This is a genomic window from Nonomuraea sp. NPDC047529 (genome assembly GCF_040642995.1).
Classification (GTDB): domain Bacteria; phylum Actinomycetota; class Actinomycetes; order Streptosporangiales; family Streptosporangiaceae; genus Nonomuraea.
The window spans coordinates 1-19113 of the sequence record NZ_JBEYTJ010000076.1 but is presented as its reverse complement, the minus strand read 5'-3'; the positions used below and the strand labels follow the sequence as shown (position 1 = coordinate 19113).

12 protein-coding genes and 1 pseudogene are annotated in these 19113 nt (G+C 67.6%); 10 read left to right on the top strand and 3 right to left on the bottom strand.

All coding sequences use genetic code 11. The features are described from left to right. Positions 1-949 precede the first annotated feature (949 nt). The 4 genes from ABZ815_RS51730 (at position 950) to ABZ815_RS51715 (ending at position 9608) form a co-directional block, all read left to right on the top strand. Positions 950-7651 carry a DNRLRE domain-containing protein gene (locus ABZ815_RS51730; RefSeq protein ID WP_357710662.1) on the top strand — a complete coding sequence of 2234 codons (6702 nt, stop codon included), beginning with the start codon at positions 950-952 and terminating at the stop codon, positions 7649-7651. Between the two features lie 64 nt (positions 7652-7715). Further along, positions 7716-8315 carry a hypothetical protein gene (locus ABZ815_RS51725; RefSeq protein ID WP_357710659.1) on the top strand — a complete coding sequence of 200 codons (600 nt, stop codon included), beginning with the start codon at positions 7716-7718 and terminating at the stop codon, positions 8313-8315. Between the two features lie 976 nt (positions 8316-9291). Further along, on the top strand, positions 9292-9435 hold the full coding sequence (locus tag ABZ815_RS51720; RefSeq protein WP_357710657.1) for a hypothetical protein: 144 nt from the start codon (positions 9292-9294) through the stop codon (positions 9433-9435). Next, positions 9432-9608: a hypothetical protein gene (locus ABZ815_RS51715; RefSeq protein ID WP_357710654.1), complete on the top strand. Its 177-nt coding sequence runs from the start codon at positions 9432-9434 to the stop codon at positions 9606-9608. Before ABZ815_RS51720 ends, ABZ815_RS51715 begins: the two co-directional genes overlap by 4 nt. 4 nt (positions 9609-9612) lie before the next feature. Here the strand turns inward: ABZ815_RS51715 and ABZ815_RS51710 are convergent, their stop codons facing one another. Continuing rightward, positions 9613-10656, bottom strand: coding sequence for a hypothetical protein (locus ABZ815_RS51710; protein ID WP_357710652.1), 1044 nt, complete (start codon positions 10654-10656; stop codon positions 9613-9615). 604 nt (positions 10657-11260) lie between these two features. Beyond that, entirely contained in the window at positions 11261-12505 is a 1245-nt protein-coding gene (locus ABZ815_RS51705; RefSeq protein WP_357710650.1) for an AAA family ATPase, read from the bottom strand. Between the two features lie 352 nt (positions 12506-12857). On the opposite strand from ABZ815_RS51705, the gene ABZ815_RS51700 reads away from it, so the two are divergent. The 6 genes from ABZ815_RS51700 to ABZ815_RS51675 all read left to right on the top strand — a co-directional run bounded on the left by ABZ815_RS51700 (position 12858) and on the right by ABZ815_RS51675 (position 18650). After that, positions 12858-14174, top strand: coding sequence for a hypothetical protein (locus ABZ815_RS51700; protein WP_357710648.1), 1317 nt, complete (start codon positions 12858-12860; stop codon positions 14172-14174). Then, entirely contained in the window at positions 14171-15385 is a 1215-nt protein-coding gene (locus ABZ815_RS51695) for a metallophosphoesterase (protein WP_357710645.1), read from the top strand. The genes ABZ815_RS51700 and ABZ815_RS51695 overlap by 4 nt, the downstream gene beginning before the upstream one ends. Further along, the gene (gene dcd / locus ABZ815_RS51690; protein WP_357710643.1) at positions 15382-15915 is read left to right on the top strand and encodes a dCTP deaminase; all 534 of its coding nucleotides are present in this window, start codon (positions 15382-15384) and stop codon (positions 15913-15915) included. The genes ABZ815_RS51695 and dcd overlap by 4 nt, the downstream gene beginning before the upstream one ends. Then, the gene (locus ABZ815_RS51685) at positions 15912-16454 is read left to right on the top strand and encodes a hypothetical protein (RefSeq protein WP_357710640.1); all 543 of its coding nucleotides are present in this window, start codon (positions 15912-15914) and stop codon (positions 16452-16454) included. Before dcd ends, ABZ815_RS51685 begins: the two co-directional genes overlap by 4 nt. After that, positions 16451-17533: a glycosyltransferase family 4 protein gene (locus tag ABZ815_RS51680; RefSeq protein ID WP_357710637.1), complete on the top strand. Its 1083-nt coding sequence runs from the start codon at positions 16451-16453 to the stop codon at positions 17531-17533. The genes ABZ815_RS51685 and ABZ815_RS51680 overlap by 4 nt, the downstream gene beginning before the upstream one ends. A gap of 82 nt (positions 17534-17615) precedes the next feature. Continuing rightward, positions 17616-18650, top strand: a complete 1035-nt coding sequence (locus ABZ815_RS51675; RefSeq protein WP_357710634.1) for a serine hydrolase domain-containing protein — start codon at positions 17616-17618, stop codon at positions 18648-18650. Positions 18651-18733: 83 nt separating this feature from the next. On the opposite strand, the pseudogene ABZ815_RS51670 reads toward ABZ815_RS51675, so the two are convergent. Then, positions 18734-19042: pseudogene (locus ABZ815_RS51670) on the bottom strand (integrase core domain-containing protein); the annotation flags it as partial. Positions 19043-19113: the final 71 nt, after the last annotated feature.

Genomic DNA, 19113 nt, shown 5'->3' with positions numbered 1-19113 from the left:
TGGAAGATCACCGTTCTACTGGATCTCCGTTCCCACGTCCTGAGAACTCGCGCGTTTGACAACACCACGACGACCTTAACTACCTGGCCTTGGGGGAAGGCCCGATCACCGTGACCAGTCGCCGGCATACGCCCACGCCGGATGATGACTCCACCCCACGGTCATCAAGGAGGCCGTCGGCGGCTCGTGGCCCGAGCACGAAGGCGTCGAACGGGGAGCCTTCCACCTGCCTCATCGTCACTGCCGGTCCCGTGATGTCGGTCTTTGTCGGCGAGCGTCGGCTCCCTTCTCTGGCTCCCCGAACCGCTGTCTCTTGCCTGTCCCAGCGCGTCCGAGAACCTCAACGAGCAGGCGATTCGTCCGCCACCGATCTGCGGGCCCATTCGCTGGGTGGGGCATGCGAAAGGCAGCCATCATGCGAGCACCTCATAACTTTCCCCTGCCTGCCGCCCGCGCCCCGGGAACCTCCCCACGTGCGCAGGGAGCATGTGTACGTCTGCTCGTACTGGCCGGTCTCTTCGGGACCATCCCCGCGTGGGGGTGATCCGTCGGTGAGGGTTCACGGCCTGCGGTTCCGATGCCGGTCCCCACGCCCGTGGGGGTGATCCGCTCCAGGCCGATGCCGCCGGTGTCGATCTCGTGCAGCACCCGCTGCCTGCGCGCCCGGCAGCGGCTCGCTCAACAGGAACCCGTCATGGGTGCGGGTCAGATCGCCGCCAGATACCAGCCGGGTCAGCGCGGCGCGCGTCGCCGACTCGTTGATGTCGAAGACACCCGCGGGCCGCACGGTCTGCGCGGAGGTCGGGCGGCCGGGGGGATTCCGGCCCGCGTGGTACTCGTCACGAACATGGCAGCCATCGTGCCGCCAGGCCGAAGCCATTGCCCCTTGTTGATCATCACTGATAGAAGATCATCGTCCCTGCTTACTTTCTCCCATGACGAGGGTTAAGTGACGATTCAGCAACGGCGCGCGGTACGGCTCGCGTTAGCCTTGAGCGCCTCCTTCCTGGTGGCGCTCCCCCCAAGCCCGGCGGCGGCCGATCCCGCCCCGTCGGCCACCGCTGCCAAGCGGTTCCCCGAAGCGAAGATCGAGAAAGAGGTCGCGACCGCGCAGCGGAAGGCGGCCGACGCGGGCAGACGCGTCAGAGTGCCCACCAGCGAGACCGAGACCATGCAGGTCTGGGCCAACCCCGACGGCAAGACCCTGCACGCCGAACTGAGCACGACCCCGGTCCAGCTGGCGGTGGCGGACGCCGGCGGCAAGCGCGCCTGGCGGCCGATCGACACCACCATCGCCGCCAAGTCCGACGGCACACTCGCGGCCACGCTCGTCAAAACCCCGCTGACCTTCGGCGGCGAAGGCGCCAAAACCCTGGTCACCGCCACCGGCGCCGACGGCCCCGTTTCCATCGGCGTGGGCCGCAAGCTACCCAAGCCAACCGTGAACGGCAACACGATCACCTACCCCGACGCCGTCGCCAAGGGCGCCGACCTGTTGCTCACCGCGCTCGCCGACGGCTTCGCGCAGGACGTGGTCTTCCGCACCCGTCCCACCGGCCCGGTCAAGGTCAGCCTTCCGGTCACCCTCCCCAAGGGCAAGGTGTACGGCAAGGCCGCCGACGGCCATCCCCAGCTCATGTCCGCCCAAGGACAGGCCGAGACGCCCCCGCTCATCGCCCAGGCCGTCGACGCCCTCGCCGCCCAGGCACCCGAGCAGGGCAAGACCGGAAAAGTGGACACCGCGCTCACCACCGACACCTCAGGGCGCTCCACCCTCGAACTCACCCCCGACGCCGCCTTCCTGGCCGACACGGCGGTGACCTACCCCGTGACCGTCTCGATCACCGGCACCTGGATCGGCGCGGGCGACTCCTCCGACACCTTCGTCTCCAGCGTGCAGTACCCCAACTCGGCCACGCTGTCCTCCTGGCTGCGCGCCGGGCGATCGGCCGACGGCGAACTGTGGCGCACCTACCTGCGCTACGTGATCAACGGCACCGACCTCGACTACGCCATCATCCGTAACGCCGACCTGCGCCTGTGGAACTACCACGCCAACGCGTGCGGCTCCTCCGTCGGCGTCGGCATCGTCGCGCGCCGCCTCACCTCGCCCTACGACTACTCCACGCTCACCTGGGCCAACCAGCCCTCCAGCACGAGCACCGACGCCGTCGTCGCCCCCGGCGGCTACAGCGCGACGCTCGCGGGCTGCTCGGGCAGCGGCGAGATCTACCACTCCATCGAGGGCATCGTCCAGGCGTGGGCCAACGGTACCCCCGACCACGGCCTGATGATCCGCGCCGCCACCGAGGGCGTCGCCGCGGCCAACTGGCGGCAGTACCGCTCCGACCAGTACACGGGCGGCGACGGCCGAGGCCCGGTGCTGTTCATCGACTACGAGCCCGCGCCGAAGCGACGCGTCGCCTTCTCCTCCGACTACGACTTCTCCACCTGGCCCAGCTACGACCAGGCGGTCGCCATGGCCCAGCCGGAGGCCAACGCCGCCGACCAGTCGACGATCTCCCTGAACGAGGCCGCGGTCCTGGACGCCGCCGTCAACGGCGGCTACGAGGTGAAGCCGGAACAGCTCCAACCGGCGCCGGGAACCACGTGGAGCAGCCCCGACCCGGACGTGCAGGACACCACGGAACCCACGGTCGTCACGGTCACGCCCTCGGCGGGCGCCCAGGAGGTGCCGACCGGCACGAGCGTCAGCGTCACCTTCGACCAGGAGGTCTGGGACGCCGCGTTCACCTTCAAGGACGACACGGGAGCCCCGGTCGACGGGACGGCGGTGATGGACGCCGCCAACACGACCCTGACCTTCACGCCGGGCGCCGCGTTGCGGCCAGGCACCACCTACACGGCTGAGGTGCGGGAGGCCGCCGACGTCTGGGACAACGTGGTCACACCGTACACCTGGTCTTTCACCACGACGGCGGCGGCGAGCGCGGAGGCCGCGCACTGGCCGCTCGACGAGGGCGCCGGGCGGACGGCCGCCGACGTCGGCGGGCTCGACCACGACGCGACGTTGTCGGAGGGCACCCGCTGGGTGCCGGGCCGAATCGGCCAGGCGCTGTCGAACCTCCCGGAGAGTCAGCAGGCCGCCATCGCCCTGCACGAGGCGCGCCAGCGCGGAGCGCCGGTCGAGCTGAGCGCGAAGACAACCGAGTCCAGCATCACGCATGCGATGCCGGACGGCACGGTCAAGACCGAGATCACCACCGGGCCGATCCGCACCCGATCCGGCGACGGCTGGGTGCCGATCGACACTTCGCTCACCGAGCGGGCGGGCGTGCTGCGGCCCAAGGCGATCGCGGGCGGGGCCAGCCTGGAGATCTCCACGGGCGGTGCCGCGCCCTTCGTGCGCATGACCTCCGGCAATAAGAACTACGGCCTGCGCTGGCCGACCGCTTTGCCCAAACCGACGGTCAAGGGCAACGTGGTCACCTGGAGCGACGCCGCGGGCAAGGGCGCCGATCTCGTGGTCACCGTCCTGCCGGCCGGATTCCGTCACGACGTAGTGGTCCGCGAGCGGCCCGCCAGGCCGCTCGAGATCCGGATCGGCGTCGAGAGCTCGGGTCTCACCCTCTCGGCCGACAACAGCGGGCGGCTGCTGCTCAAGGGCCGCGACAAGAAGACCGTCGCCTCGGGCGCGCGGCCGATCATGTGGGACGCCAGCAACAAGGGCCGGGCGCAGCGCGCCAGGCGGGCGCCGATAGACACCCGGGTGATCACCGCCAAGGGCAAGACGGAGCTGGTGCTCAAGCCCGACCACGCCTTCCTGTCCGATCCGGCCACCATGCTGCCGATCCGGGTCGACCCGACGGTCGCCCTGCTCTTCCAGGACGACGTCGAGACCGGCTCCGACTTCCCCAGCGACCCGGCCGATCCCGACCTGGACTACATGATGGCCGGGCGGATGGTCGGCTCCATCTACCGTCCTCACCTGCGTTTCGACACCACAGGCCTGGCCGGGAAGACCGTCACCAACGCCAAGCTGTCGCTGCTGAACGTCGACGCCCCCGCCTGCGGGAGCGCGGTCGGCGCGGGCATCCAGGTGCGCAGGCTGACCGGCGCGTGGGACGCGAACAACCTCACCTGGACCGGCAAGCCCGCCTCCACCACGGAGGACGCTCAGATCAACAGGGCGGCGACCAACTCGGACTGCGCGACCTTCCCCGGCGTGATGGAGTGGAACGTCACCGGCATCGCCCAGGACTGGGCGGCGGGCGCGGCCAACCACGGCCTGGTGCTGATGCATCCGACCGAGTCCAGTCCCGCCGACAACTACCGCGTTTTCGCGACCTCGGAGAACACCGAGTACGCCGATCCCACGCCGAAGCTGACCGTCACCACCAGCGCGCCCGCCTCCACCCCGGCGGTGGGCACCTTGCAGATCAGCCCCGCGCAGACGGTGAACGGCAGCGTCGTGACCGGCTCGCTCACCCCACAGCTGGCAGCCGTCGTCACCGACACCGTCGGGGGCAACCTGACCGGCGAGTTCGAGGTCGAGCACGACCCGGCGGCGACCGGGCAGGGCAGCGGCCAGATCTGGGCGGGTGCCTCTACGCCGGTCACCTCCGGTGGCAGCTCCGCTGTGACACTGCCTTCGGGCAAGCTCGCCGACGGCTGGCGGATCCGCTGGCGGGCCCGCGCGGTCAACGCGGCCGCGACCACGGCCTCCGCCTGGTCGTCCTGGCAGTTCGCGCTCGTCGACGTGCCCAACCCGACGGTGTCCGGCTTCGACGTCAGCCCGTCGACCAGCACCGGCGGTGTGGTCTCGACCGGCAGCCTCACCCCGAGCCTGCGGGCGATCGTCACCCACCCGGCCGCGCAGCCGGTCAGAGCGGAGGTCGAGGTCGAGCACGACCCGGCCGCCACCGGCCAGGGCAGCGGCCAGATCTGGAGCGGCGGCGTCGACGGCGTACCCTCTGGCACCCGGGCGAGCGTCACCGTTCCCGGGGGCAAGCTGAGCGACGGCTGGAAGGTCCGCTGGCGGATCAGGGCGGTCGACGCCGCCTCCGTCAGCTCGCCGTGGTCGGACTGGCAGAGTCTCACTGTCGACCCGCCCGACCCGGTGTCCGATCCGAGCGTCACCGACCTCCAGGTGAACCCGTCCACGCAGGTCGGCGGCGAGACCGTCACCGGCGTGCTGACACCGTCCCTGCTGGCCACCGTCGCCGACCCGGCGGCGGGCAAGCTGCGCGCCGAATTCGAGGTCGAACACGATCCGGCCGCTCCCGCCGGACAGGGCTCGGGCCAGATCTGGGCGGGTGGAGTCGACGGCATCACCGTGGGTACGCAGGCCACCGTCACCCTCCCCGCCGACAGGCTTCAGTACGGCTGGCACCTTCGCTGGCGGGCACGCGCCGTCTCGGACTCGGCCGCCTCGGCGTGGGCGGACTGGCGGCTGTTGCGTGTCTCCCAGCCGACGCCGACCGTGGCCGGCCTCACCGTCACCCCCTCCTCCGTGGTGGCGGGCAAGACCGTGGTCACCAGCGTGACCCCCACCATGCGGGCGAGCGTCACCGATCCCGCCGGGCAGCCGCTCCGCGCGGAGATCGAGCTCGAACACGACCCGGCCGCCCCGGCCGGACAGGGCTCGGGCCAGATCTGGGCGGGTGGGGTCGACGGCGTCGCCTCCGGCTCCCAGGCGTCGATCGAGGTACCCGCGGGCAAGCTCACCGACGGCTGGCTGTTCCGCTGGCGCGTGCGCGCCGTCGGCACCGGCGCCTCCTCGGCCTGGTCGGACTGGCAGCAGGCCACGGTCGATCTGACTGTCCCCGGTGAGGAGCCGCTCGCGCGCACCTCGGGGCCGGTCATCAGGACGGACCAGAGCTTCACCGTCAGCACCTGGCTCCGCTGGCATGACAAGGAGGGCACTTACACCGCCGTCGAACAGCGCGGCACTCAGCAGCCCGCCTTCCGGCTGGGCAACAGCGCCGACCGGGGCCTGCAGTTCACCCTGACCTCGGGTGACACGGCCGACGCGAGCTCGGCGGGCGTGTACTCCGATGTCGAGCCGCCCGTCGGGGAGTGGTTCCACCTCGCGGGCGTCTACGACGCGGCCTCCTCGAGCGTGTCCCTGTACCGGAACGGGACGCTGCTCAAGTCGGAGACCGTGGCCTCGCCCGCGTGGCGGGCGGAGGGCGCGCTCACCCTCGGCAGTGCCATGGTCGGAGCGGTCGACGAGGTCCGTCTCTACCAGCGGGCCCTCACCGGATCCGAGATCACCGCACTGGCCAGCCCGCCGAGCGCCGCCGCCGAGGACGACGCCCCGGCGGCCACCACCACCACTGCGGCGGCAGCGGCCCTTCCCCCGTTCGACTACGACCGAGTGAAGACCCTCGCGGACTGCGCCCGGGCGCGCACCACCTCCGGCTCGCCGTACGCGACACCGGGCTGGGCCGACGTCCGTCCCTACAGCGGTTGCTGGAGCAAGTTCCTCGCCTACGGCGACTGGACCTTCCACCCACTGGAGCCGGACAAGTACCCGCCCACGCCTGACGACGGATACAAGGTCGAGGCCACCGTCGTCATGCACAGCTACCTCGGCACCGCCGACGGCAGCGCGGTCGTGGGCGGCGGCGACCGCAAACCCGACGAGGTCAAGATCTGGACGCAGCTCAGCAACATCAAGGGCTACGACGACGGCGAGGAGACCGACGACTACGACGAATCCAAGTCGTTGCAGCTCGACGTCCAGCCGACCGGCAGCGACGGCACCGATTGCGAACTCGTCGAAGGCGCTTCCCGGCGCGAGACGATCAAGAAGTGGAAGGCCAACGGCTACAACGAGTGGCTCGTCAAGTCGAAGGTCGCGGAGGGGGGCTCGCACAACTGCACGATCCGTCCGCTGCTCTTCGAGTTCGGCGGAATCCCCTGGTTCAACGAGGCGCGGCCGCTGTGGGCCAAGATGGAGTACCAGAACGTCCTGGGTGACATCAAGCTGCCCTACGGGATCCAGGCGATCGGGCTGCCCACCCATCCCGGCCGCGAGTACGCACCCACGGTCCGCTGCGACGACATAACCTTCTCCAAGGGCTTCACCGACCGCCAGCACAGGGGGGCCTGCATCTTCCCCTTCGCAAAGCGGATCTTCACCATGAAACGCAGCGACACGGGGATCGACGAGGTCGTCGCCCACCTCGACACCGCGATGAAGACACCGGGCGACACGATCCCCAAACTGCCGCCGATCGGCGAGAACGGCCCTCAGCAGAAGATCATGCCCGGCTTCGTCGACGCACCCCGGGTCTACAACGATCAGGGGAACGCCTACACCAATCCGGCGATCCTGCCGCTGGTGCGGCACACCGATCCGAAGGACACCCCGAAACGCGACACTCTCACCTACAAGAACAGAAAGGCGATCGGTCCGGCCTGCCGCGCGCGGCGTGCCGAGATGAAAACGGCGGGCACCTGGCCCGCGAACGTCATAGTGAACGGGAAGTCCGTTCCCGCTCTGCAGTGCGACGAGTACCCGTTCGCCTCGACCAAGAACGGCGCATACAACTCCAAGGGACACTTCTCCGTGCGGTACGTGAACCGCGACAAGAACCACCTGCACGGTCAGTACCTGGCGGCTTTCTACTCCCGCTACCGCGTCGGGAATGAGAACCAGTTCTGGGTCAGAATCGCCAACTGACACCGGCCGGGGGCGCGGAGGCGACGTCGTCGCGCCCCCGGCCTCCACCTCGAAGGAGGAACGCATGGATCACGACACCGATCTGTGGAATCGGCTCGCCGCGCACGGCATCGACTTCGAGACCCCCTTCCGCGGCGTCTGGTGCGAGGGGCTCACCGTCGAGCAGGCGGCGCACCGGCTGGGCGCCGACCCGGACACCGCCCGGCCCGGCGTCATCCGGGAGATCGTGACGGGCGAGTATCGCGGGCAAGAGGGCGGAGTCGTCTGGATCGGCGATTACGCCCCCGGCTGGATCCTGGCGATCCAGCTCGACGGGAACCGGCTCTGGGAGTGGGACGCCTGGGCGCGGCTCTCCGGCGAGAAGCGCAGACTGCTCAGCCTCGGCTGGCCACTGCACGACCTCGATGGTGTGGAAGACCTCCAGTACCTTGTCGGCGGGGAACTAGTCACCTCCCTGGTCGTCGGCGATCCCGAGGAGCGGGACGGTAGCGATCCCGACGCGCTCGACGACTACCTCGACGGCCTGTCCTTCTTCGGCGACACCGCGTACGCGGAGGTCACCTCGGCCCTGCGCCTCATCGGCCGGATCACCGGCAGGGAGATCGACGACGCGTGGCTCGACGGCACGCACACCCGCTATGCCATCAGGGAGAGCTCCGGCTAAGTGCACCCCTCGGCGGGGGCGAGCGCCCCCGCCGATTTCCCCCGCTTCACTGACACAGGGAGGCCTTTTCATCCTGAAGTTCGCCCGCATCGTTGGCCACTCCTCAACGCACATGACCGAGACCGTCTACCGGGAAGAGATCAGGCCGGCCCTGACCGGGGGCGCGGTCGTGATGGACAAGATCTTCAAGCCGCAAGCCGGGTAGAGCAGTGGCTCTCAGAGGTCAGTACAGAGCCCCGAAGCCCCTTCCGACCAGCCAGAGAGCCGAAATCGCATCGGTTTGACGTTGACGTTGCGGCAGGGGACGAGGGTCTGCCATGGTCTGAAGGAGTCGGACGGGGAGCCTTCTACCTGCCTCATCGTCACTGCCGCTCTCGTGATGTCGGTCTTAGTCGGCGGGCGCTGGCTCCCTTCCCTGGCTCCCCGAATCGTTGTCCGTTGCCCGTCCCAGCGCGTCCGAGTACCTCAACGAGCAGGCGATTCGTCCGCCACCGATCTGCGGCCCATTCGCTGGGTGGGGCATGCGAAGGGCAGCCGTCATGCGAGCGCCTCATGACTTTCCCCTGCCTGCCGCCCGCGCCTCAAGATCATCCCCGCGTGCGCGGGGAGCACCGCCCAGGACACCGACCGCACCGTGGACATCTCGGGACCATCCCCGCGTGCGCGGGGAGCACGGCGAGGCCACCTTCGCCGTGCTGCCGCCCTGGGGACCATCCCCGCGTGCGCGGGGAGCACACCCGTCCGGGCCCGGGACGCGAAGGGCTCCAGATTGGTCCCGCTCTCAGCCTTCGCGACGTCTGAAGCCAGACCCAGGCGGTGCCGGTGTCGGTTCCTGCGTCAGGTCCTTCAGTGGACCGTCATCCCCGGCCAGACCAACCCGGACAAGGACGAGCATGGCACGTGGGCAGTCACTGCAGGCTACGTAGAGCAGTACGACTTCTACTTCGAGATCGCCGACGCCGCCCACCCACGGTAGGTGGCCGAGTTCGTCGTCGAAGCCGTGCAGGCGCACGCCACCCGGCTACGGTTCATGGCTGCGTTCGACGATGTCGCCCGCGAACGGGAGAAGCTGCCCGCCCGCCCGGAACAGACCTGTTTGAGGGGGAGCGCGGCAGGGTGATCACTGTGGTGGCGCTGCTCGGCAGGCTTGCCGCCGAAGCATCCGAGCCCGCGCCTGCGGCACAGCGCGATGCGCAGAGGCAGCGCATCTACGACGATGTCGTCCAGGTGGCGATGCACGCTGTGGCCCGGCTGAAGGCGTACCACACCCGCTACGGCGTCGACCTGGCATAGCCCTTCACGGCTGCGACGATCCGCTCAGTATCTTCACGATGGCGGCCAGGTGGTGCGACAAGGAGTACGCCTTCCACTGCGTCGGTCCACCCGGGCCACCCTCTTTGCAAGCTGCTCTGGCTATCTGCTCGTCTCCCCAGGAGAATGCCGCGCCCTCGCGCGGCCAGTCGGAGGATTTGACCAGCGTCTTGCAGAGATCGAAGAACGGCGTGTTCCTGCGGTCGATCCCTTTGGGCCAGTAGTACAGCTTCCACTCCTGTTGCACGGTATAGCGGAGGTTCGGAGCCGGCCAATTGTCCTTGCCAGGGATCAGCCCGGGATGATCGACCCCGTAGTCGCCGTAGCTGACCCTGTCTCGGTAGCTGCTCAACAGGCGCCACAAGTCTGCTTCTCGCCTGGGGGCTCGGCCGGTTCCGGGTTTCATGGGCGGCGAGAACTCTCCGGGAGGCGGAAACGCTCCCGCCGCCACCGTCACCGATTGCCAGGGCCGGCCCAGCAGATGCTCCAAGGGGGTTGACACGAGGTCGCCGGTCTTGGAGGGCTCCTTCAGATAGCCGCAGTCCAGTACGAGATCTGCCTGCTGGATGGATACTCCGATCTGGTCAAGCTGGTCGAGAAGCAATTGCGGATCGCGCAGCGTGTAGGCGAAGGGAGCGCCGACTCGTAAGCACACCCCTGTCTGCAGCTCGATGACCGCATGGCGTATCTCGCTCAGATCATCACCAGTGGCACGGTCGGCATGAACCACGGGCCGGAAGGAGTAATGGCCGAGACCCGCCGTCAGCAGCCGCAGTGCCTCCCTAGTGCCCTCAGGACCGAAGACGTCGGCCAAGGGAGCGGTGTCTAACGCCAGGTCGATGCTGCCGTCTGGATTGCTTTTGCGGACGTACTCCACGACCCGCTTGGCCACAGCTTTGATCTCCGTGTCGTTGTCGCCTGCCGCAACTTCGATGATGGGGCGGACGCCTTCCTTGACCAATTCACTGGTGTTCTCCAGAGCCAGCATGTTGGGTTTTCGGCTGCTCAAGATTGCCACGTACACCGTCATGGTCTGGTTCTCCGTACGGTTGGCGAACCTCATGACCGGCGGAGCGGCCGTCCCCTCGCCTTGCCGGAGGCCGCCATCCGGTGATCTGACGGTCTAACTCAGGATGGTGGTCGTCAATATCTGGCGAGCCATATATTGACAGAAAGATTGAATCGCCGAGAGGGTAGGGAATTCGTGGACTGTATTCATCCAATGGGGTTGCCGATGCGGCGGCATTGAGCTGATAAAGGTGCCTGGTCGTGTTAGGAGCGTGCCGTGATGACGTGCAGCGGGTCGAGATCGGCGCGCGACGCTTGTACCAGTGCCGTATTCGAAGCGCGAGAAATTCTCCCACTTCTCAGTTCGCATCGAGCGGTTATTATCCGGTGACATCGAATCTGGCCGTTGAGCAAGGGGTGGCCTAGCGTTGGGCCCTGTCCGCCAGAACCTCCACCACGCTATGCAAGCTGTCAAGCTGTCCACCGATGCGGCGTTTCAGCCCAGAGGTTACTTCTGTTCGCGGGTGGCGCATCCCTGTGAGGTCTTGCGCCTCGCGTGATACAGGAGGTCGAGTTGTCGGCCGCCCAGGGGGCTGAGGAGGCCCGACGGTTGCTGATGCTGAGTTCTAGCCGGCGATCCTGGCGTTTTGGTGCCGGGTTGGGCCGTTCTCGTCCCCGCTGTGTGCGCGGCCGACCATGACCTCGTATGCGTCTGCCTTGAAGAAGCTGTAGGGCTCCCTCTGGGTTTCGGTCCAGCGGTATGAGGTCAGTCTGACGACTCGTCCCCCAACGGTCAGGGTGGCGGCGGCGAAGCGCGTCCTCCCGTTCTCGTCTCCGCTGTGTAGGCGGCCGACCGAAACCTGGTCGCCCGGAGCGGTGAAGGAGGAGTCACTCTCCTTCTGGGACTCGCTCCACTGGGGTGCGCCTACTGTGACAAGTTCCCCCTCGATGAGAATGAAGCCGCAGTAATAGGCGGTGAGGCCGTTCTCATCCCCGGAGTGGGCGCGGCCGAGCAGGACCTGGTCCGTCGGGCAGGTCACGCCGGTGCTGGCCGACTCCCTCACTATCTCGGTGTAGTCATGGACGATGACGATCGTCGCCGCGTGGGCGGTGCTCGGTTGCGCGATTCCGGTGATGGTCAGGGTGAGCAGTGCGCCGGGGAGGGCGGAGACGGTCGATCGGAGCTGTTGCATGAGCGACGGCATCGGGATCGTCAGCCGTTGATGGTGCCGATCCACGACGCGCACGGGCAGCTCAAGCAGCGCCAGTGGATTTCCCGCCGCTTCCTCCAGCACTTGCTGGCGGACGCGCGGTGCCAGTCCGGGGAATCGCTGGTCAATCAGGTCATCCGCGGCGGCCTGGCCGATCGGCATCACTTCGAGGGCCGCGACGCCGCCGCCGTCGAAGAAGCTCGACTCGCCTGCGCGGAGGGCTCCGAGAAAACCGATCCGGGGTCCGTCGAGACGCCGCGCGACGAACGCCAGGACGGCCGCGCTCATACGGTCCAGCCACGGCAGGTCGTCCACGATGACCAGGAGCGCGCCCTCTCCTCGGGCGAGCACGAGCAGTGACAGCATGGCGTTGGACACGGCCAGCCGGTCGGGAGGCGGCCCGTCGTCGAGTTCGAGCGCCGTGGCCAGCGTGCCGCGCTGCAGAGGGCTCAACTCGTCGAGCCGTGGGAGGAACGGCTTCAGCAGGCGATGGAGGGCCGCGTAGGCCAGATCCGTGCCGCCTTCGACTCCGGCGGTCCGGATGACCGGGATCCCGCGCGTCACAGCCGCCTCTTCGGCGGCTTCCAGCAGTGCGGTCTTACCCACACCCGCCTCGCCATGAAGCACGAGGGAGTCTCCGTTCGCCGCGACTCGCCGCACAAATCGACCTTGAGTGTGTCTGTTCCACCCACGGCTCGTGGGTCGGCTCTATCCAGGTCACGACGTCGCGTGGGATCTCGCCGGTCGGGTCGATGACCGAGATTCCGACGGCCTCGTCGCCCTCGCACGCGCGCTGTCGAGGGTCGAAGGAGCCGCACCTGGAGCCGAGGCCAGCTCCGTGCTCATCGGCGAGGCCACTGATCAACACTGATGCACCGATGGGTCCCGACGTCCTTGTGTGTCCCCCCTTGTCACCCTGACAGCGCTCAGTCGCAGGTCATCTACTGACAGCAGTCAAGTCCTCCGACGTACCAGCTCGATCGGTACGGCTGCTTTCAGAAAGGGATCCCAGATGACCAAGTCCTCGGCTCTGTCAGTCGCTGAAGCGGTATCCATCCGCCGCGGGGAACCGTTGGTCGGCTCCATTCGAGTCGATGGCTCAAAGAACGCCGCCCTTCCCTTGATCGCGGCGGCTGCAGCGGTGGGACGACTCGTGCACCTGAGCAATGTGCCGCAGTGCCAGGACGTGGAGACCATGCTCGGTCTTCTCCAGCAGTGTGGCTACAGCGTCGCCCGATCGGTCACCAATCCCGAGGAGGTGGTGATTCAGCCCATCTCGTTCAATGGACAACCGCCAGAGCTCGCCGACGCCGCACGCATCCGCGCCTCGTACTACTTGGTGCCGGCCCTCCTCGCCTCGTGCGGACAAGCACGCCTTCCCTGGCCCGGCGGCTGTGCCATCGGAGAGCGGGGCATGGATCTGCACTTCCGGATCTACGAGGCGTTCGCGGATCGAGTGCAGCTGCACAGCGAGGGCTATCAGGTTCAGAGGGCAGCGACCAGGACGATCTCGATGGAGATCTCACTGCCGTTCCGGTCTCGTGGCGCCACCGTGGCGGCCATGCTCCGTGCGGTCGTCGACCGCTGTCGGCTGACTCTCTTCCAGCCGAACCTGTCGCCTGAAGTGGTGGAGATCATGGCGTTCCTCCGGGAAGCCGGCTGGGACGTGTGCGGGGACGAGGTCGCGGTGAATCTCGTGCCACCGTCCGACGATGTCTGGGGTCCGCTCCTCTGGGAGGTGCCCGGGGACAAGGTCGAGGCGGTCACACTGGCCTGCGCGGTCGCGGTGAGCCGGGGATGTGCAGTGATCAAGGGAGTACGGGCGGTGGACGTCCTGCCGGCCATCGAGGCGTTCGATTGGCTGGGCATCCCCGCCCATGCCGGTGCGAACACGCTGACGGTGCAGGCCATCGACACTCAACTGAGCGGACAGCCGCTGCGCGCGGTCGCGTCCCTGGCGCCGGACGGGCTGGACGCCGACTTCGAGCCGCCGCTGATGGCCGTGGCCCTGGGGGCGCCGGGAGTGCACCTGTTCGCCGATGCCATCAACCCGGGGCGGCACGGCAACCTCATCCCGCAACTTGCCCGGCTCGGCGCCGTCATCGAGCAGTTGTCGGCGACCCAGTGCCGGTTCTCAGGCCCCCAGAGGCTCGTCGGGGCCCAGGTGACGGCCAACGACATCCGCAGCGGGTCCACCCTCATCATCGCCGCCCTGACCGCCACGGGGGTGACCACGGTCAAGGGCATGGCGCAACTACGCCGTGGGCATGCCGATCTGCCGAGCAAGCTGCGGCTGCTCGGCGCGGACATCACCGAGGAAGCGGCATGACCGGTCATCGCGTGCTGGAGAGCATCGTGGCCACCACCGATGTTCACTCCAGCTTCGACGGGTCGCTGCCCATGCTCGCGCACCTGCACGCGGTACGTGATCGGGCGCTGGTCGTCGATTGCGGCGACTTCTTCGAGGGCAGCGGCTACTACCGGCTCGGCGGCGGACACATCGAGCGGCAGGCTCTGGTGCTGCTGTACGACGTCATCGCGCCCGGCAATCACGGTTGGCGACACCACCTCGACCCCGACATCCGCTCGCTCACTGTGTGTGCCAACACGATCGATGCCGGCACGGGAGAACCGTTGTTCCGACCGGTCCACATCGTGCAGATCAGTGGCCGACGGGTGTGCGTGACCGCCGTATTCGGCGAACAGGCATTCCTCACCATCCCCTTCGGAGACCGCAAGGATCACGCCGTCCTTCCTCCTGTCCCTGCCCTCGAAGCGCTCTGGCACCGGTACGCCGAGGACATCGACGACTGGATCGTGCTCAGCCACTCCGGCTTCCAGAGTGACCTTGCCCTGGCCGCCGCCTGCCCGTTCATCTCGGTGATCTTCTCTGGTCACTTCCACAGCGAGCAGTACGGGCCGGTGCGCGTGAGGGACACGATCGTGGTCAAGGGCTACGAGCTGAGCGCGGGATATGCAGAAGCCACCCCTGATGGCCAGCAATGGACCGCACATGCTCGGGTCTTCGCAGAGCCCACTGCCGTAGCCGATCCAGTGGCTCGTCTGAGCGCGCAGATCCAGGCCCTGTCGGCTCGCCTGGCCGTGCCACTCGGCCCTCTCGCCATGCCCTTCCGCGAGATGCCCCTCGACCGCCGCGAGCTCCTGACGCAGATCGCGCGACAGCTCCGCGCGCACCTGGAGGTGGAGGCCGTCGTCCTCAACGAAACCTGTCTCCGTCCGACTCCTCTCCGCAGCGTTCTCCTTGAAGGAGACCTCCTGACGATCGAGCCGCACGGCAACGAGCTCGTCTACGCCACGTTGCCGGAGACCCGCACCTGGGATGTGCTTCTCGGCGAGCTTGCCCTCCCGCTCGGACCACTCGTGGTCGCTCGTGATCCGCGCATCAGGCAACCACGGCAGACCATCACCACCCAGTACCTGGCCGACACCTTCCTCGGCGGGCACTGGAGGGGGCCGAAGCTGCCACTCGATCAAGCCGTACAGGCCGTTCTGATGGGACAAGGAGGAGACGTCCGGTGATACTCACAGGGCCTGAGATCAGCGCCGCGGCCGATGACGGCCGCATCAGAATCCACCCGTTCAGCCCCGACCAGGTCAACCCCAACAGCTACAACATCCGGCTCGGGTCAACCTTGCTGACCTACACCGCTCCCGTGATCGACGCTCACGAGCTCAACCCCACGCTGGCTGTCACGATCGGCAGCGAAGGTCACGTTCTGCTGCCAGGGGAGCTCTACCTCGGTCACACCGTTGAAGAGGTCGGGTCCGACACCTTCGTACCACTGCTGTTCGGCCGATCGTCAGTCGGACGGCTGGGTCTGTTCGTCGAGATCACCGCGCCGATCGGCGATCTCGGCTTCCACGGCCAGTGGACGCTGATGCTCTCCCCTGTACGCCCGCTGAGGGTCTACTCCGGCATGAAGATCGGGCAAATCATGTTCTTCGTGTCCGCCGGCGCCGTCGCCCTGTATCGCGGCAAGTATCAAGACTCCATTGGCCCACAACCGTCCCAGCATTGGCGCGACCAGCTCAAGGCAGGTGCTTCATGATCTTGACTGGAACTGCCATTGGCGCCGCGGTCGCCCGGGGCCACATCACCATCGACCCCTACGATCCTCGGCGACTGTCCCCCAACGCCTACGACTGGCGGCTGGGCAATCGCATCAGGATCTGCGACGGAGCCTTGGACGTCGCCCGTCCGGCCGACTTCGAGGAACTCGCCATCCCCGAAACCGGCATGGCACTCTCGCCAGGTTTGCTCTACCTCGGCGTAACCCACGAGCGGACCTGGTCAGAGCGCTACGCCCAGCTTCTCAACGGCAATCGCACCATCGGGGCCCTGGGCATCTGGGTCCATGTCTCCGCTCCGCTCGGCCACACCGGGCACGCCATCCCCTGGACCTTGGAGATCAGAGTCGCGCGTCCCGTCCGGGTCTATCCCGGCATGACCTTCGGCAAGCTCGTGTTCCTCCACATCTTTGGCACTTCATCGAGCTACCAGGAGCACGGCAGCAAGTACACCGCCAGCACCGGCATCGACGTCTCCCGTCTCTACCTGGAGATCCGCTCGGGCGGAGGCCACCAATGAACCCCGTCGTCACCGCTCTGGACCTCCCTCTGGGAAGCGCCGGCGGCAGCATTGAGCTGCTCCACGATCTCTATGGCGGCGCAGAGCCGTTGATCTCCGCGCGCGTGTTCATGCTCGACAACGGCAGTCCGCCGGCACCCCCCTTCGAAGCTCTGAAGGTCGAGGGCAAGTGCCTGACCGGGCCGCGTTTCTGGACCTACGTCCATGCCCTCAGCAGCGCGATGGCCAACGTCCTCAGGCCCGACGACGGAGCTGTCACACATCTGCAGCACCTGACCTTCGGCGCCACGCCCGCGCTGCTGCGTGCGCTCCCCCGGCGTCCGAGCATCGCCCTCGTCCACGGCACCGACCTGCTCTGTGCCACCTCCAACGCGACGCAGCGCCAAGTCCTGCGCCAGAGCGCCCACTGGGCGACTGCGATCGTGGTGCCGACGCCTGCGATGGCCGACGGCCTGCGTGGCATGGCCCCAGACTTGGACGTCGCCAAGATGGAACACATCCCGTGGGGCGTTCCCGATCACCTTCTGCAACACCCCCCGAGACCGTGCAGATCGGGCGACGCCCCCTTCCGCCTGCTCTACGCTGGGCGGCTCACAGCCGAGAAGGGCGTTGCAGCCCTGGCGGCGGCATGCGCGGACATCAGTGACATGACCTTGAGCATCGCGGCCCCGGTCCACGAGTACGCGCGCTTCGCCGAACAGCTTCGTCGAACCGGTTGTGATCACCGCTACTTGGGCTGGCTCGATCGCCCTCAGCTGTGGGCCGCCTTCAGCGATCACGACGCGCTCGCCGTGCCGTCCACGACGTTGGAAGCCTTCGGCCTGGTTGCCGTCGAAGCGCAAGCCTGCGGTCTACCTGTCCTCTACCAGCCCGTCCCCGGTCTCACCGACGTCCTGAGCGACACGGCGCTCCAGACCGACTTCACCCACCCAGCGGCGCTCGCCTCCACGCTGAAAACCTTGAAACGCGATCGAGGCACGCGAGCCGAGCCGAGCACCGCAGGCTTCGCCAACGCGCGCCGCTTCCCCATCAGCAGCACCGCCCAGGCGCTCTCCAGACTGGGCGACCAGATCACCTGACGGCCCGTCCGTGCGGCTCGCCGACCATCGCCTGAGTCCGTTACTACGCTGGCAATCGCAACCACCCACCGAGAGGGAGATCATGACGCCCGATCCCGACCGCATCGAGAACCTCCTTCAGCAGGGCGTCGACCAGGAGGTCTATCCCGGCGCGGTCTGGGCCGTCGGCGACGGTGAAGGCACTCAGATCACCGGTTCCTGCGGTCTGCTCGACCCCCGCGACCTGGACCACCCCATGACCCAGGACACCGTCTTCGACGTCGCCAGTCTCACCAAAATCATCGCCGTCTGGTCGGTCATCGGCATGCTCTGGGAACAGGAACGCCTCAGCTTGGACGACCCGATCTCGGTTCACATGCCAGAGCTGGACGGCTTCAAGCTGGGCCCCGTCACCGTACGCCAACTCCTCACCCACACCGCGGGCTTGCCCCTGCGAGCAAACCTCAAGAACCTCTACGGCAGCGACCCGCGCCAGATCCGGGACGGCGTCCTCCGCGAAGCCCTGCACCGCCCACCCGGCCAGGCCGTCGAGTACACCGACCGGGCCGCCCTCATCCTCGGTTTCCTCGCCGAATGTCTCGCCCGCACTCCGCTGGACCAACTCGCTCAGGCGCACATCTGGCGCCCCATGGGCATGGCCACCACCAGCTTCGGCCCGCTTCCATCCACGCTCATCGAACGCTGCGCCCCCACTGAATACGACGAGGAGACTGGCCGACACCTCAAGGGCACGGCCCATGACTTCTCAGCCCGGCTGCTCGGCGGAGTATGCGGAATCGCCGGCGCCTTCTCCACCTTGCCTGATCTGGCGCAATACCTGCGGCACCTGCTCGCTCCCAGACCCGGGCGGGGGTTCGGCGCCGACTGGACCCAGGAGTCTCTCCAAGTGCACACAGGAGATCTACAGCCGGCGCGCGGCCTGTTCTGGCACCCGGCCGCCGAAACCGATCCCGCTGACGCCATCTTCGTCCACTACGGCTTCACGGGGACCGGGATGTGGATCTCACCCAAGCAAGATCGATGGGCGGTGCTGCTGACGAACAAGCTCTATTACGGTCGCGATCGCCAGCCGCTGACCGAGATTCGCAACGCCTTCCGCGCCTTGGCGTTCGCGTAGGCGAGGTCACCTGTGGAGCACCTCGCTCAAGCGCTTCTCTGTCCGATAGTCCCCTGTGAACCGCCCCGGCTTTGATGGAGACCTCAGCGGTTGATTGCTAGGGCTTCGTTGGGGTGGTGTTGAGCGTAGTAGATCGCCTCGAACTCCTCGGGCGGGAGGTGTCCGATGGCTGAGTGCAGGCGGGTGGTGTTGAACCAGGCCACCCATTCCGCGGTGGCCAGTTCCACCTCAGCCAGGCTGCGCCACGGGCCTCGGGGCTTGATCAGCTCGGTCTTGTAGAGGCCGATCTGCGATTCCATCAAAGCGTTGTCGAGCGCGTCGCCCACCGTGCCGATGGACGCGTCGATGCCGGCCGCCAGCAGATGGGAGGTGAACCGGAAAGACGTGTACTGCTCGGGTTCAAGGAGTCGTTGCAACACTGCTTGTCAGTGAGCATAGATGTTCGTTGAACGCCTCGGCGGGA

Bases quoted from the DNA above. Each gene is read 5' to 3' on its own strand.
- ABZ815_RS51685 (WP_357710640.1), top strand. From the start codon at position 15,912: ATGATCTTGACTGGAACTGCCATTGGCGCCGCGGTCGCCCGGGGCCAC.
- ABZ815_RS51695 (WP_357710645.1), top strand. From the start codon at position 14,171: ATGACCGGTCATCGCGTGCTGGAGAGCATCGTGGCCACCACCGATGTT.
- ABZ815_RS51680 (WP_357710637.1), top strand. From the start codon at position 16,451: ATGAACCCCGTCGTCACCGCTCTGGACCTCCCTCTGGGAAGCGCCGGC.
- ABZ815_RS51700 (WP_357710648.1), top strand. From the start codon at position 12,858: ATGACCAAGTCCTCGGCTCTGTCAGTCGCTGAAGCGGTATCCATCCGC.
- ABZ815_RS51725 (WP_357710659.1), top strand. From the start codon at position 7,716: ATGGATCACGACACCGATCTGTGGAATCGGCTCGCCGCGCACGGCATC.
- ABZ815_RS51675 (WP_357710634.1), top strand. From the start codon at position 17,616: ATGACGCCCGATCCCGACCGCATCGAGAACCTCCTTCAGCAGGGCGTC.
- ABZ815_RS51710 (WP_357710652.1), bottom strand. From the start codon at position 10,656: ATGACGGTGTACGTGGCAATCTTGAGCAGCCGAAAACCCAACATGCTG.